General features: G+C 58.6%; 13 protein-coding genes, 1 tRNA gene and 1 pseudogene. 4 read left to right on the top strand and 11 right to left on the bottom strand.

What is annotated here, in order from left to right; genetic code table 11:
• The 9 genes from AB5Y92_RS19305 to tadA all read right to left on the bottom strand — a co-directional run.
• The coding region (locus AB5Y92_RS19305) for an amino acid permease (protein ID WP_368227410.1) at positions 1-202 on the bottom strand (202 nt) is incomplete at its 3' end.
• Between the two features lie 9 nt (positions 203-211).
• Positions 212-1,114: a homocysteine S-methyltransferase family protein gene (locus AB5Y92_RS19300; protein ID WP_368227409.1), complete on the bottom strand. Its 903-nt coding sequence runs from the start codon at positions 1,112-1,114 to the stop codon at positions 212-214.
• Positions 1,115-1,407: 293 nt separating this feature from the next.
• On the bottom strand, positions 1,408-1,950 hold the full coding sequence (locus AB5Y92_RS19295) for a hypothetical protein (protein ID WP_040066197.1): 543 nt from the start codon (positions 1,948-1,950) through the stop codon (positions 1,408-1,410).
• Positions 1,951-1,969: 19 nt separating this feature from the next.
• Entirely contained in the window at positions 1,970-3,289 is a 1,320-nt protein-coding gene (locus AB5Y92_RS19290) for a hemolysin family protein (protein ID WP_368227408.1), read from the bottom strand.
• A 190-nt stretch (positions 3,290-3,479) separates the two neighbouring features.
• The gene (gene phoU / locus AB5Y92_RS19285) at positions 3,480-4,190 is read right to left on the bottom strand and encodes a phosphate signaling complex protein PhoU (RefSeq protein WP_005334097.1); all 711 of its coding nucleotides are present in this window, start codon (positions 4,188-4,190) and stop codon (positions 3,480-3,482) included.
• An 85-nt stretch (positions 4,191-4,275) separates the two neighbouring features.
• Positions 4,276-5,094, bottom strand: coding sequence for a phosphate ABC transporter ATP-binding protein PstB (gene pstB, locus AB5Y92_RS19280; protein ID WP_005334102.1), 819 nt, complete (start codon positions 5,092-5,094; stop codon positions 4,276-4,278).
• 133 nt (positions 5,095-5,227) lie between these two features.
• Complete coding sequence (gene pstA / locus AB5Y92_RS19275; protein ID WP_064336777.1) at positions 5,228-6,877, bottom strand: phosphate ABC transporter permease PstA; 1,650 nt, start codon at positions 6,875-6,877, stop codon at positions 5,228-5,230.
• Positions 6,878-6,909: 32 nt separating this feature from the next.
• Positions 6,910-9,147: an ABC transporter permease subunit gene (locus tag AB5Y92_RS19270; protein ID WP_088869415.1), complete on the bottom strand. Its 2,238-nt coding sequence runs from the start codon at positions 9,145-9,147 to the stop codon at positions 6,910-6,912.
• Between the two features lie 204 nt (positions 9,148-9,351).
• Entirely contained in the window at positions 9,352-9,834 is a 483-nt protein-coding gene (gene tadA / locus AB5Y92_RS19265; protein ID WP_234898553.1) for a tRNA adenosine(34) deaminase TadA, read from the bottom strand.
• Positions 9,835-10,139: 305 nt separating this feature from the next.
• On the opposite strand from tadA, the gene AB5Y92_RS19260 reads away from it, so the two are divergent.
• The 4 genes from AB5Y92_RS19260 (at position 10,140) to aceA (ending at position 14,262) form a co-directional block, all read left to right on the top strand.
• Positions 10,140-10,216 (top strand) — tRNA-Pro (locus tag AB5Y92_RS19260).
• Between the two features lie 223 nt (positions 10,217-10,439).
• The gene (locus AB5Y92_RS19255; RefSeq protein ID WP_005334106.1) at positions 10,440-10,580 is read left to right on the top strand and encodes a hypothetical protein; all 141 of its coding nucleotides are present in this window, start codon (positions 10,440-10,442) and stop codon (positions 10,578-10,580) included.
• A 687-nt stretch (positions 10,581-11,267) separates the two neighbouring features.
• Complete coding sequence (gene aceB / locus AB5Y92_RS19250) at positions 11,268-12,875, top strand: malate synthase A (RefSeq protein ID WP_368227407.1); 1,608 nt, start codon at positions 11,268-11,270, stop codon at positions 12,873-12,875.
• A gap of 73 nt (positions 12,876-12,948) precedes the next feature.
• Positions 12,949-14,262: an isocitrate lyase gene (gene aceA, locus AB5Y92_RS19245; protein WP_005344572.1), complete on the top strand. Its 1,314-nt coding sequence runs from the start codon at positions 12,949-12,951 to the stop codon at positions 14,260-14,262.
• Positions 14,263-14,368: 106 nt separating this feature from the next.
• Here the strand turns inward: aceA and hda are convergent, their stop codons facing one another.
• Together hda and AB5Y92_RS19235 are read right to left on the bottom strand one after the other, a co-directional pair.
• Positions 14,369-15,070 carry a DnaA inactivator Hda gene (gene hda, locus AB5Y92_RS19240; RefSeq protein ID WP_013723920.1) on the bottom strand — a complete coding sequence of 234 codons (702 nt, stop codon included), beginning with the start codon at positions 15,068-15,070 and terminating at the stop codon, positions 14,369-14,371.
• A gap of 88 nt (positions 15,071-15,158) precedes the next feature.
• Positions 15,159-15,355: pseudogene (locus tag AB5Y92_RS19235) on the bottom strand (DUF2066 domain-containing protein); the annotation flags it as partial.

The following is a 15,355-nucleotide window of genomic DNA, read 5'->3' as shown; positions in this document are numbered from 1 at the left end:
GATCCGGCCTTAACCGCGACAGATAGAGAAAACTCATGGCGAGCGCCAAGATGCCCACCCCCGTCACGCCCCAGCCGATCAGCACGGCGCGGGCGCCTGCCACCTCGGCCATGTTCTGGGGCAGGCTGAAAATCCCCGCACCCACCATGGAGCTGAACACCAGCGCGGTGAGAGACCAGAGCCCAATCTTGTTCTCTTTCATGGAAGCTCCTTAGCGCAACCGGCTGCTCAGCGCCTGAATATGCTCGGGGCCGATACCGCAGCAACCGCCGATCAAATTCGCCCCGGCCGCACGCCAGCGCTCGGCCCAGCCGAGATAATCCAGCGGCCCCAGATCGGCGCGGATCTCGTCCAGCCCGTCGTTGGCGGTGGCCTCCTTGGGTTGCGGCGGGAAGGCGTTGGCATAGGCACCGAGGCGAATGTCAGCGCGGCCCAGCGCCTGCAATCGGGCGCGAGCAACCTCGAGGGCCCCCTCGATCACCTCGGGCTGACAGCAGTTGAACAGGATGGCATCGACCCCGGCCGCCACTAACGTGGTCACCGCATCAGCCACCTGCTCGCCGGAACGTAGTCGCTGCTCGTTGCCCGGCGCCTCATCTTCCAGCGTGAAGGAAACCCAGAACGGCTTGCCGTCATCAGGCAACAGCGCTTTCAGGGCCAGTGGTTCGGCAATCAGGCTCATGGTCTCGGCCAGCCAGATATCCACATAAGGGGATAGCGCCCGGATAAGCGGCATAGCCAGCTCGTTCACCCTGTCCGCCTTGAACAGGTCGGCACGGTAGGAGCCAAACAACGGTGGCAGAGAACCCGCCACCTGCACGGCGCCCTTCTGCTCGTCAGCCACCTCACGGGCCAGCTGACCAGCCAGCGCTGCCAGCCCCTCCCCGTCGGCAAAGAAACGCTCATCGCCGATATGAAACGGCACCAGCGCATAGCTGTTGGTGGTGATGACCCTGGCCCCGCTCGCCACATAGGCCTGATGTACATCACGCACCGTCTCTGGCGCCTCCATCAAGGCCAGCGCCGACCACTCCGGCTGACGAAACGGTGCCCCCCGCCTTGCCAATTCGCGCCCCATGCCCCCATCCAGCACCCACAATTCCCTGGTTTCCATCTGTCGTGTCTCTTTGTTATATACGTTGTTTATTTGCGTATTTATCTGTTTGTTTTGTTGATCTGCGGCTTCACATCGAATCGCTGCAGATCGTCCTGCTTCATCTTGGGAAGCTCTTTCATTATGCAGCCATAAAAACATATAGATGTTTAGATGGCCAAAACAAGATAAAACAAAGTGCCACGGGCGGCAATCAGTATCAGCAGAAATCAGCGTGCAAACGGCGAGGCAAACGCAGAAATGCAAGAGGCCACCCGAAGGTGGCCTCATCACAATCTTGATCCGCTGGCGACTTAACGCCCAGCCAGCACTCGCTTGATCTGCTTGACCCAGTCGGAGACCCGACCCTGCTGCGGCAGACCGCGCCAGATCTGCTCCCACTGGGCAGGGCTGAGAGGACGACCGAGGCGACGCTGCACACCCGCATAGAGGTAGTCATGGGCCGTGGTAGCCGCATGCTCGGAGGTGAGGAATTTGGAGACCGGATCGGTCAACCGCACATCCCGCATGCCGAGCAGCGGATAGTCATTGTGCACCGCAGCCAGCATGGTCTCGCGCATGGCGGACTCGATGTAGCCACGGGCAAACAGGGCGGTAACCGACTCCAGCGACCCCTGATCCGGGCCGTGGTACTGCTCATCAAAGACCGGGCTCGGCTCTGCCATGCCGCTTTGCACCACCGCATCGGGATCCGGCTGCGGCACGACCACAGCAGGCTTGGGGGTTACCGGCTTGGCTACCACTGTGGCTTTGCGCGGCGCACTCTGACTACAGGCACCCAGTGCCAGGGCGAGCGCGACACAGGCCAGCGCACGGGAATGAGACTGCATCTTCATGACTCTTATGTCGCTCCTTTTACGATTCCTGAGCTGGCTTCTCGGCCACCGCCGGTTCGACCCGGGTAACCAGCAGCTGATCAATCTTGTAACTGTCGATATCGACCACTTCGAACTTGTAACCGGCGTATTTGACCGAGTCAGTGCGCTTGGGGATCTTGCGCAGCATATACATGATAAAGCCGGCGATGGTCTCGTAGTTCTGGTTCTCGGGGAACTCTTCGATATCAAAGGCGCGCATCACGTCGGAGATGGGGGTGACCCCGTCCACCAGCCAGGAGTTCTCGTCGCGCTGGACGATCTGCTCTTCCACCACGTGGGTCGCCCACTCACCCATTACGGTGCTCATCAGGTCGTTCATGGTGACAATCCCCACCACCAGCGCGTACTCGTTCATCACCACGGCAAAGTCGCCACGATGATTCTTGAAGTACTCCATCGCCTCATAGAGGTTCAGGGTATCGGGGATGATGATGACGTTCTGCACCAGGTTGCCACCGATCAGGTCGATGCTCTGGCCGCCGATAACGCGGATCAGCAGCTCTTTGGCATCGACAAAGCCCTTGATGCGGTCGAGGTTGTGGTCACAGACCAGAAACTTGTTGTGGGGATGTTCGGCGATCTTCGCCTTGATGCTCTCTTCACTCTCTTGCAGGGTGAAGTAGATGAGGCTCTCGCGGGCCGTCATGGCAGAGGTGACACCAAGGGACTGCAACTCGAACACGTTCTCGATGAGCTGATGCTCCTCGCGCTGGATAACCCCCGCCTCGGCACCGGCATCCATCACCGCATAGATATCGTCGGAGGTGATCTCGTCGTTACGCACCGTGGAGACGCGCATCAGACGGAACAGGGAGTTCGCCAATCCGTTGAAGACCCACACCAGCGGCATCAACACGGTGACGAAGAAGAGCATGGGGCGCACCACCACCACGGCAATCTGCTCGGGCATGGTCATGGCCAGACGCTTGGGCATCAGATCGGCGATCAGGATAAACATGCCGGTGACGAACACGAAGGAGGCACCGGAGCTGATCTCGCCAAGCCAGGGGCCCTGGTAGAACTGGGAGACAATCCCCTTGATGGCGGGGTTGAGGGCAGACTCACCCAGGATACCGCCCAGAATGGCGACGGTATTGAGGCCAATCTGCACCACGGTGAAAAAGTTGCCCGGCTGGGCCTGCAGGGCCAGCACCTTTTCGGCCTGGCGATTACCTTCATCCGCCATTACCTGCAATTTGATTTTGCGAGACGCGGCGAGAGAAATCTCGGAGAGGGAGAAGAACACACTGCCGCCAACCAGCAGCATTAAAAAGAACAAACTATCGGCAAAACTCATGATTAACCTATTGCTACACCCGCCTTAGCACAAGACGGCAAACTGGGCCCGGGAGACCGGACCGTGAGCCCATCCGGGACTCACACAGGGGGAGTATTCTATCAGAAAACAGCCAGTTGGGGGCTTTATCTTACTCCGACCAGTTATGCAACAAAAAAGGCGCTTCACGCGCCTTTTTATTCACTTCCGGTTAGCCCTTGCCCAGCAGGGTACCCAGATCATCCGCCTTGGTGTGGCGCACATCCTTGCCTTTCACGTAGTAGACGATGTACTCGCAGATGTGCTGGCAGCGATCGCCGACCCGCTCGATGGCTCGCGCCGCCCACAGGACGTTGAGGACCTGGGGGATGGTGCGGGGATCTTCCATCATATAGGTCATCAGCTCGCGGATGATGGACTCGTACTCGCGGTCTACCTTGTCATCTTCCTTGTAGACCGCCAGCGCCGCGTCCAGATCCATGCGGGCGAAGGCGTCGAGCACATCGTGCAGCATCTTGATGGTACGACGGCCCATGTTCTCCAGAGACACCAGCGGCGGCTGCGGCTTGTTGGCGTTGTCGGTCAGCATGCGGGCGATCTTGTCGGCCACGTCGCCAATGCGCTCCAGATCGGTGATGGTCTTGATGATGGCCATCACCAGTCGCAGGTCGGAGGCTGTCGGCTGACGCTTGGCGATGATGCGGGTGCACTCCTCGTCGATCGCCACTTCCATCGCGTTGACCTTGTGGTCGTTGGCCACGATTTTGCGGGCCGCATCGAGATCCTGATCGTGGATCGCTGCGATGGCGTCGGTGAGCTGCTGCTCCACCAGACCGCCCATCACCAGCACCTGGTTGCGCACGCTCTCTAGCTCGGCATTGAACTGACCGGAGATGTGTTTATTGAGGTTCATATTGTCCATACAAATAATCCTTGATTGCTCCGATTATGCCTTAGCCGTTGAACCGACTGCCAATCTGTTTGCTGAGATTCATCCTCTCCTCTCCTTAGCCGTAACGACCGGTAATGTAATCTTCGGTCTTTTTCTTGGCCGGGGTGGTGAAAATGGTGTTGGTATCCGAGTACTCGATAAGCTCGCCCATATACATGAAGGCGGTCTGATCCGACACTCGCGCAGCCTGTTGCATGTTGTGGGTCACAATCACCACGGTGAACTGGCTCTTGAGCTCGTTGATCAGCTCCTCGATGGTCAGGGTGGAGATGGGGTCGAGCGCCGAGGTCGGTTCATCGAGCAGCAACACTTCCGGCTCAATGGCGATGGCACGGGCAATCACCAGACGCTGCTGCTGACCACCGGAGAGACCGAAGGCGTTGTCATGCAGACGATCCTTCACCTCGTCCCACAGGGCCGCACCGCGCAGAGAGCGCTCGGCGGCCTCATCCAGGGTACGGCGATCATTGATCCCCTGCAGGCGCAGACCATAGACCACGTTCTCGTAGATGGACTTGGGAAACGGGTTCGGACGCTGGAACACCATGCCCACCTGACGGCGCAGGGCAGAAACATCGACGCTCTTGTCATAGATGTTGTGGCCGTGCAGCTGAATTTCCCCCTCGATGCGGCAGATCTCCACCAGATCGTTCATCCGGTTGATGCAGCGCAGCAGGGTCGATTTACCACAGCCTGACGGGCCGATAAAGGCGGTCACCTGCCCTTTGGGGATCTTCATGTTGACGTTGAACAACGCCTGCTTGCTGCCGTAGTACAGGTTGAGATCCTTCACCTCCAGCGCGGTCTGCTCCGGGGTCAGGTTGAGCAGGTCCAGCGCGGTGTGCTGGGTAGACGTGGTCGTTACGTTGATCATCTGTTACCTCAAAATCTATCTGGAGTGGCCGGACAGCTGCCGGCGCCCCTCACGTATTGGTGCAGAGAGATGGCGGCTCGCGCTCGGCCGCCCCTCTGTTATCTCACTCTTGTATCACTCAAGAGGCGCCGGATTAATGCTCCAGCGACCGGAATTTCTCGCGCAAGTGGTTACGAATACCGATAGCGGTCAGGTTCAGACCCACGATCACCGTCACCAGCAGGAAGGAGGTGGCGTAGACCAGCGGGCGGGCAGCCTCAACGTTGGGGCTCTGGAAGCCGACGTCATAGATGTGGAAGCCCAGGTGCATGAACTTGCGCTCCACATGCAGATACGGGAAGTTGCCATCCATCGGCAGGGTCGGTGCCAGTTTTACCACCCCCACCAGCATCAGCGGCGCCACTTCACCGGCTGCACGGGCAATCGCCAGAATAAGGCCGGTCATGATGGCCGGACTCGCCATCGGCAGCACGATGCGCCAGAGGGTTTCGGCCTGGGTCGCGCCCAGTGCCAGCGAGCCCTGACGGATGGTGCTCGGGATCCGCGCCAGCCCCTCTTCGGTGGAGACAATCACCACCGGCAGGGTCAGGATGGCCAGGGTCAGCGCCGACCAGATCACGCCGGGTGAACCAAAGGTTGGGCTCGGCAGCGCTTCCGGGTAGAAGAGGCGGTCGATGCTGCCCCCCAGGGTGTAAACGAAGAAGCCCAGACCAAACACGCCGTAGACGATGGAGGGCACGCCCGCCAGGTTGATCACCGCAATGCGAATGATCTTGGTCAGACTGTTCTTACCCGCGTATTCGTGCAGGTAGACTGCCGCCACCACCCCCAGCGGGGTCACGATGATCGCCATCAGGAACACCATGAACACCGTGCCGAAGATAGCCGGGAACACCCCGCCCTCGGTGTTGGCTTCACGGGGATCGTCAGAGACGAACTTGCCGATCTGGTGGAACCAGTGACCCACCTTGGCCAGCAGGCTCATGTCGTTGGGCCATACCACGTCCAGTACCTTGGACATCGGCATGGTCACCAGCTCGCCACGCATATCCTTGACGGTGATGGCGTCGCGGTCCGCTTGGCTACGCAGGGAGAAGAGCTCTTTTTCCAGCACCTGATAGCGATCGTTGAGGGCCTGACGCTCGCTGGCCAGTTCGGCTTTGAGCTGATCGGTCAGCTTGTCATCCAGCTCGGCCTTGCGCTCTTTCAGGCGCAGCCGCTCCAGTTGATAGTTGATGCTGCCGATGTCCCCTTTTTGCAGATCGTTGGCCTGTTCGGAGAGGGCATTGGCTCGCGCCAGCACCCGCTGCAGGGCAGGATGCAGATCAGAGGTGAGCTCGCGGCCATCCTCTTTCACCCCGACGATATAGCCATAGAAGTTGCCGTTGGTGGCACGCTCAACCATGGCCAGCTCAGCTGGCTGGCTCTGGGACTTGATGTCCGTCTCCAGCACCCAGCGAAAATCGAGGTCAACGAACTCGCGGTTGCCGGTCTTGACCAGATAGCGGGTCAGCAGCTCGCGCTCTTCCCCTTCCAGTGGCAGACCTGCAGCGCGCAGTCGCTCCACCGGTACCTGCTCGCGATCGTTGATCTCGCCGATCAGTACGCTCTTGTTGCCGCTGGCATCTTCCAGCTGCCACTCATAGATGGGGTGCGGCCAGAAGTAGACCAGACCACGCCAGCCGATCAGCAGCAGCAGACCCAGTACCGCCACCAGACTCAGGCTGACGGCACCGCCGGTCATCCAGATCCAGGGGGCCCCTGATTTAAACCACTTACCCATTGTCGATTCCTTGTCCATTACAGAGTCGCCCCTTACATCGAGCTGTATTTTTCACGCAACCGCTGACGGACAAACTCGGCCAGGGTGTTGAACAAAAAGGTGAACACAAACAGGACAAAGGCCGCGAGGAACAGTACCCGATAGTGGGAACTGCCCACTTCCGATTCCGGCATCTCCACCGCGATGTTGGCGGCGAGGGTGCGCAGCCCCTGGAACATGGAGAAGTCCATGATGGGGGTGTTGCCGGTAGCCATCAGCACGATCATGGTCTCGCCCACGGCGCGGCCAAGGCCCATCATCACCGCAGAGAAGATGCCCGGGCTGGCAGTGAGGATCACCACCCGGCTCAGGGTCTGCCACGGGGTGGCCCCCAGCGCCAGCGAGCCCTGAGTCAGGTGCTTGGGCACCGAGAAGACTGCATCTTCAGCGATGGAGAAGATGGTGGGGATGACCGCAAAGCCCATGGCGATACCGACCACCAGCGAGTTGCGCTGGTCAAACTTGATGCCCATTTCGTGAGTCAGCCAGATGCGCGAATCGCCGTGCATAAAAGCATTCTCGATGAGCGGGCTCAGGGCGAAGGCCCCCCAGCCAATCAGCAGTAGCACCGGGATCAGCAGGATGGCGTGCCACCCCTCCGGCAGCCAGGACTTGCCGCGCTCCGGCAGATAGTTCCAGAGCAATGCAGTCAGCAGCATCCCCATCGGCAGCAATATCAGCAGCAGGATCACCCCGGGCAACGCACCCTCGATGATCGGCGCCAGCCACAGACCCGCCAGGAAGCCCAGGATAACGGTCGGCAGCGCCGCCATGATCTCGACCGTTGGCTTGACGTATTTGCGCAGCCCCGCCGACATGAAGTAGGCGGTATAGATGGCACCGGCCACGCCGAGCGGCACAGCAAACACCATGGCGTAGAAAGAGGCTTTCAGCGTACCGAATACCAGCGGCACCAAACTCAGCTTGGCTTCAAAGTCGTTGCTGGCGGAGGTGGATTGCCACACATACTGGGGCTCCGGATACCCTTCGTACCACACCTGTTGCCAGAGGGCAGACCAGGTCACCTCGGGGTGTTCGTTCTCCACCGAGAAGAGCTTGAAGGTATTCCCTTGCTGCATCAGCAACAGGTTGTGACGGGGGGAGATGGCCAGGGCAGAGAGTTCACCCCCTTCCACCGTCTCGGTCAGCAGCTTGGTCTCGCCGGTGGCGTGGAAGAAGCTGATGATGCCGTCCTTGTCGGCACTGATGAAGCCTTTGCGAAAGTGCTCGGGAGTCAGCAGATCCACTGCGCCATCGCCCTTGAAGTCACGGATCTGGGTGAACTGGCGTTTGCCATCCTTTGCCACTTCGAACCACTGTGAAATCACGCCGTTGTCATTACCCACCAGCAGTGAAGAGGCGCCGGAGAGCAGCTGAACCCGGGTCACATTGGCGTTGGGGGCATTGATCTCCAACACGTTGCGCAGGGAGATTTCGCTCAGGTTATGAATGTCATAGACGGAGAGGCGATTACCCTCGCGCACGAACAGGATCCGCAGATTAGGGGTCAGCAACATCTGATCCACATGGCGCGGCAGGGAGGGAATCGTGTAGTTTTCACTGCTCCACTCAATCTCCCCGGAGATGAAGTTCTCCTCACCGCTCATCACCGTCATCACGCCACGACCATCTTCGGTCACGGCGGCGGTCGCCATCTTGTCCTTGGTGGCTTCGAACACCATCAGTTGCAGTGCCTTCCCTTGCGGGTCGATCACCACCGGCTCTTCGCCGAAGGGATATTGCAGGCTGGGTTCAATCACCCGCACATCGTTGGGATAGGAGACCTTGAACGCTGGCTGGACGACCTGCGCCTTGCCATCGGCAAAGCCGTAAGCAATCAGCCGCTGGCCCGGTGCCGGGGTCGCTACCGTGGTGATGTCACCAGCAACCTGGGCCTGACCCAGTGACTGGCCGACCTTGATCTTGTCATCTCCCTGCACCGCAAAGAAGTTGACCTGCCCTTTATCGCTGAAGCGATAGCCGATCTCGTTCTGCTCTTCCACGCCGAGCCAGGCGGTCTTCCCTGCGGCAGGCAGGGTAAACGAGGCTGTCGGCTCCATGGAGGCGCCATTGAAGATGGGTTTCACCACATAGAGCAGATAAAAGAAGATAAGCAGCAGCGCCACCAGTACCAGGGCTCCGCCTGTGGTGACGCCATATTTGGCCAATTTATCCTTGATCCGGCGTTTTCTACTGCCCGCCATGACCAGGTTTAACGATTCCGATGACATGCAAGACCTCAATGTAAGCTAGGCTTCGCGGCATTATATGGCGGTTGCATGACAGTTTTGTTACATCGAGAGCGCTTTAACAGAGGTTGTTAACGGAAAAATGGGCGGGGATCCTTTCGAAGGAAGATGGACGCAATATATTGTTTATAAAGGGATATTTATGAGGATAATCAGCAAGGGCAGCCTGCGCTGCCCCCGAATGATTCAGGAAAGGGTATCGTTTGATTGTTGCAACGCCAGTTTGGCCGCCTTTTTCTCGGCGCGGCGGCGCTTGAAGAAGGCCGACAACTGAGCCGAGCAGGCATCGGCCAGCACGCCGCCGGTCAGCTCAACGCTGTGATTGTGGCGCGGGTCCTGCAAGATCTCGAACACCGACCCCGCGGCACCGGTCTTGAGATCTCGGGCGCCGTAAACCACCCGCTTGACCCGGCTATGGATCAGCGCACCTGCACACATACAGCAGGGCTCCAGCGTCACATAAAGAGTGGTGTCGAGCAGCCGGTAGTTCGCCAGCTGCTTGCCCGCCGCCCGGATTGCCATCACCTCGGCATGGGCACAGGCATCGTGTTCGCTGATGGAGCGGTTCCACCCCTCGCCCACCACCTGACCATCCATCACCAGTACGGCACCGACCGGGATCTCGCCAATCCCTTCGGCCCGGGCAGCCAATGCCATGGCATGGCGCATCCACTGTTCGTCCAGCTCGGTTTGACTCGGTGTCTCTGGGACCTCTGATGGTTTCACGCCCATCCCCTCTTTATATTGTTCAAGTTTGCATTCCAGCTATCCATACCTGTCAGATGATTCCATAGATAGCAGGCATGATAGCTCGCGGTGACAGGGCGGCGATTATGCCAAATCTGCACGTCAGACCCAAGCCGCATCCCGACTGAGCAATAAAGAAGCAATCGGCATCTCTATGATAAAAAAGGAGTTGCACCCGTTTGGCCATGCTATTAGACTTCCTCCCCGTCAGCCGAGTCTGACTCCGTCGGTGTGTAGCGCAGCCAGGTAGCGCATCTGCATGGGGTGTAGAGGGTCGGAGGTTCGAATCCTCTCACACCGACCATTTTCCCCGAGAATAGCCCAGTCAAACGACCGGGCTATTTTTTTGCCTCCGATTTATCCTCCTGACAACGCCAGCCTACTAAGAACAAAAAACACTCAGAACCACTTGAATCTTTTTGCCGAACTCATTAAGATGCGCAACTTTCCGCCGGTAGACAACACAGGGAGGTGGAAACACAAGTGAAGGGATCACTGTCCGGCTTGCGTGCAACACAGGACCAGGCATGAACCAGAACACCGATTTCGCACCCGCCATTACGCTTTATTCCGTTCCTCACGACACTCCTTGCCACACCGAAAGCGAAAATGAACAGGTCATCCAGCTGGATGTGATCGATCTTGCCGAACCGGATGATGACTATTGAGCACGGCCAGATGGCCGCTCATCACCAGCACATCGCCTGTTCAACACACTCAGTTTCAGGCCCTTGGCGAGAAATCTGCAAAAAACGACAAACTGCTAATTCTATCAAGGATGGCAGTATTATTGACTGATACGTCTCCCCCTTCCCTCTCCGGCATTCCCCCCGACAACTGATACAAACCTACGTTATTGCGCTTCACTTTCCATTGCTGCAACCGCTGGTGCCAACAGAGCCTGCATCACCACGCCAAGTTTAAAACGCACGTTCACCAACTAGGTCTAGCAATAGCAAAACATTCATTGCCACATTCAAACGCAATTTATACAGCTGTTTTGGCAAAGCCTGGAGTTAGGTCGGGATTTGTTTTTGCATTTGTAATTTTATTACGTAATAAGTTACAAAATGAGGTGCAGGGTAACGGCCCAAATTAGCCGTTGTCCGATGGGAAAAAGCAGGAGCATAACCATCTGCGTAGAGCTTTTACACCAACCAAATAAAGCAATAAAAAACATCAACTTAACCACATCCAAAAAACAGGTGTTTAAAAAAAACTGTTGACGTACTCAACAATATTTCGCACCTTATCAATCGTGTTACCCCGTTGTTGCGGGAACGTTTCAGGAACAGGGATTCGACTTTAGTCGTAGTTAGTAAGTTCAAAATGTAATTCTCAAAGGAGTGAACCTTATGTCGGCACCGGCTCAGACCCACTGCAGCGCCCGCCTTCGCATCCAGGGCGAGATGCAACCCGAATACGCGCAAATTCTGACGCCGGACGCGGTGGCGCTGGTCTCCGAACTGGTGGAACGTTTTGCTCCCCAAAGAGGGGAATTGCTGAAACAACGTGTGGCACGTCAGGCCCGTATCGATGGTGGCGAGCTGCCGGACTTCCTGCCGGAAACCGCCCACATCCGTGAAGGTGACTGGACCATTCGCGGCATTCCCGCCGATCTGCAAGACCGCCGTGTGGAGATTACCGGCCCGGTCGAGCGCAAGATGGTGATCAACGCCCTCAACGCCAACGTTAAAGTATTCATGGCGGACTTCGAGGACTCACTGGCCCCCGCCTGGAACAAGGTGATCGAGGGCCAAATCAACCTGCGCGATGCAGTCAACGGTACCGTCTCCTACACCAGTCCGGAAGGAAAGGCCTATACCCTGAACCCCAATCCGGCGGTGCTCATCTGCCGGGTGCGTGGTCTGCACCTGCCGGAAAAACATGTCACTTTCGATGGCGAGTCCATCCCCGGTGGCCTGTTCGATTTTGCCCTCTACTTCCTGCACAACTATCAGACGCTGCTGGCCAAAGGCTCCGGCCCCTACTTCTATGTACCCAAGCTGCAGAGCCATCTGGAAGGGCGCTGGTGGAGCGAGGTATTCGCTTGGACCGAGGACAAGTTCGGCCTTCCCCGCGGCACCATCAAGGCCACCGTGCTGATTGAAACCCTGCCGGCTGTATTCGAGATGGATGAGCTGCTCTATCAGATGAAGGATCACATCGTTGCGCTGAACTGCGGCCGCTGGGACTACATCTTCAGCTACATCAAGACCTTGAAGAATCATCCGGATCGCGTGCTGCCGGACCGCCAGGTAGTAACCATGGACAAGCCGTTCCTCTCCGCCTACTCGCGGCTGCTGATCAAGACCTGTCACAAGCGCGGTGCGCTGGCGATGGGTGGCATGGCCGCCTTTATTCCGGCCAAGGATGCCGCCGTCAACGAACAGGTCTTTGCCAAAGTCAAAGCGGACAAGGAGCGCGAAGCCAATAACGGCCACGATGGCACCTGGGTCGCCCACCCTGGCCTCGCCGATACTGCGATGGCAGTGTTCAACGCCACCATTGCGACGGGTGCCAAGAACCAGATCGGCGTGCTGCGCGAGCAGGATGCCCCCATCACAGCCGCCGACCTGCTGGCTCCCTGTGAGGGCGAGCGCACCGAGGCCGGCATGCGCACCAATATCCGGGTTGCCCTGCAATATCTGGAGGCCTGGATCAACGGTAACGGCTGCGTGCCCATCTACGGTCTGATGGAAGATGCCGCCACCGCCGAGATCTCCCGCACCTCCATCTGGCAGTGGGTCCGCCACGGCAAGAGCCTGTCGAACGGCAAGGTGGTGACCAAGGATCTGTTCCGCCAGATGCTGGCCGAGGAGCAGGAGGTGGTCAAAGCCGAAGTGGGTGCCGAGCGCTGGCAAGCGGGTCGCTTCGCCGAAGCAAGCGAGCTGATGGAAGAGATCACCTGCGCCGATACTCTGATCGATTTTCTGACGCTGCCCGGTTACGAGCGGCTCTGAACTCCGGGCCCCGGGCGGGGCTCGCCAATAACAAGTCAATGGAAACGTGAAATCAATGAAAGAGGGAACTGATATGGCACTGACCCGTGAGCAACAGATCCAGGCTATCGAGAAAGACTGGGCGGAAAACCCCCGCTGGAAAGGGATCAAGCGCGGCTACAGCGCCGAAGATGTGGTAAACCTGCGCGGCAGCTTGCAGCCGGTGCACACCCTGGCCCAGCGCGGTGCCGACAAGCTGTGGGGCCTGATCCACGGCGACGCCAAGAAAGGCTACGTCAACTGCCTCGGCGCCCTGACCGGCGGTCAGGCGGTGCAGCAGGCCAAGGCGGGGATCGAGGCGATCTACCTCTCCGGCTGGCAGGTGGCGGCGGACAACAACTTGTCCTCCACCATGTATCCGGATCAGTCCCTCTACCCGGCTAACTCGGTGCCATCCGTGGTGGAGCGCATCAACAACTCCTTCGCCCGTGCCGACCAGATCCAGTGGGCCAACAAGGTTGGGCCGCAGGATGAGGGCTTTATCGACTACTTCTTGCCAATCGTGGCGGATGCGGAAGCCGGTTTCGGTGGCGTGCTGAACGCCTTCGAACTGATGAAGGGAATGATTGAAGCGGGCGCCGCTGGCGTGCACTTCGAAGATCAGCTCGCGTCCGTCAAGAAGTGCGGTCATATGGGCGGCAAGGTGCTGGTACCGACTCAGGAAGCGGTGCAGAAGCTGGTTGCCGCCCGTCTGGCAGCCGATGTATGTGGCACCACCACCCTGGTGATCGCCCGTACCGACGCCAACGCCGCTGACCTGCTGACCACCGACGCCGACCCGTACGATGCAGACTTCCTGACTGGCGAGCGCACTGCCGAAGGGTTCTACAAGGTGCGTGCCGGTATCGATCAGGCCATCGCTCGCGGTCTGGCTTACGCCCCCTACGCCGACATGGTGTGGTGTGAAACCGCCAAGCCGGATCTGGACGAAGCGCGTAAATTTGCCGAAGCAATCAAGGCCAAGTTCCCGGATCGCATCTTGGCCTACAACTGCTCCCCGAGCTTCAACTGGAAGAAGAATCTGGACGATGCCACCATCGCCCGCTTCCAGCAGGAGCTCTCCGATATGGGTTACAAGTACCAGTTCATCACCCTCGCGGGTATCCACAACATGTGGTTCCACATGTACGAGCTGGCCTACCAGTACGCCCGTGGCGAAGGGATGAAGCACTACGTCGAGATGGTGCAGGAGCCGGAATTTGCCGCCGCCAGCCGTGGTTACACCTTCGTGGCCCACCAGCAGGAGGTAGGTACCGGTTACTTCGACAAGGTGACCACCGTCATTCAGGGTGGCCAATCCTCGGTCACCGCACTGACCGGCTCCACCGAAGAAGATCAGTTCCACTGATAGGCAGAGCCCTTTGAAATAGCAAAACCCCGGTCTGAAGCCGGGGTTTCTTTTTATCTGCCACTCAAACGAAAGTCAGGTGCACAACCGCACACCGCCGAGAGGATCAGAGCTCGAGGATCTCTTTAACAAAGGGGATGGTGAGCTTGCGCTTGGCGCGAAATGAGGCATTGTCGAGCTGATTGAGAGTGGTGAGCAGGGTGCGCATATCGCGGGAGAGTCGGTTCAGCAGGAAGCGGCCCACATCGATGGGCAGTTTGAAGCCCCGCAGCTCGGCACGCAGCTGCAGGGCACTGAGCTTGCCTTCGTCATCCAGCTCTTCGAGATGGAAACTCACCCCCCAGTCGAGGCGCGAAGCGAGATCCGGCAGCTGCAGCCCCAGTTTGCGCGGTGCGCTGCAGCCGGTGACCACCAGCGTTCCCTCGCCCTTCTCCTGCCAGCGGTTATAGAAATCGAACAGCGCCCGCTCCCACACGGCATTGCCGGCGATCGCCTCAAGGCTGTCGAGACAGACCAGCGGCAAGCTTTCGAGGGCATCGAGCATGCTGGGGTCGAGCTGTTCAAACTGATCGAGGGAGAGATAGGCCGCTGCCGCATCGCGGGCGTTGACCTCGGCACAGGTGGCGTGGAGCAGATGAGAGCGTCCGGATCCCTTGGCTCCCCAGAAATAGAGGAAAGGCGATCCCTGACCGATGGCCGCATTCTTGAGGGCGGTGATCAGATGAGCATTGTTGCCGGGATAAAAACTGACGAAGGTTTCATCATCCGGTAGTTGTACGGCTAAAGACAGTTGGGCCGGTTGCTTCACTCGTTGGGCTTTGACTGTGACATTTGTGGCTAAGTGTATCATCGCAAAGGCAGATAGAGAACCGCCCNAAACCGCTGCCATTATCGTCAACCTTGCGCAAACGACTCTCAAGTTGCAGCGCCCGCACCAGTTCGGCCTGATCCCCTTGCAGGGTAAAGTTGAAGGTGACCTGGTCCCCCTCCAGCTTGCCGATCGCCACCTTGCTGACGTTGGCCATCCCCTGCAGCATCTTCTGCACGGCGATCATGCTGTCCACTTCGGAGAGGCCATCCACCACCAAGGTCT

This window comes from Aeromonas sp. R1-1 (genome assembly GCF_040908495.1).
GTDB lineage: Bacteria > Pseudomonadota > Gammaproteobacteria > Enterobacterales > Aeromonadaceae > Aeromonas > Aeromonas veronii.
This window is presented reverse-complemented; position numbering and strand designations above follow the sequence as displayed.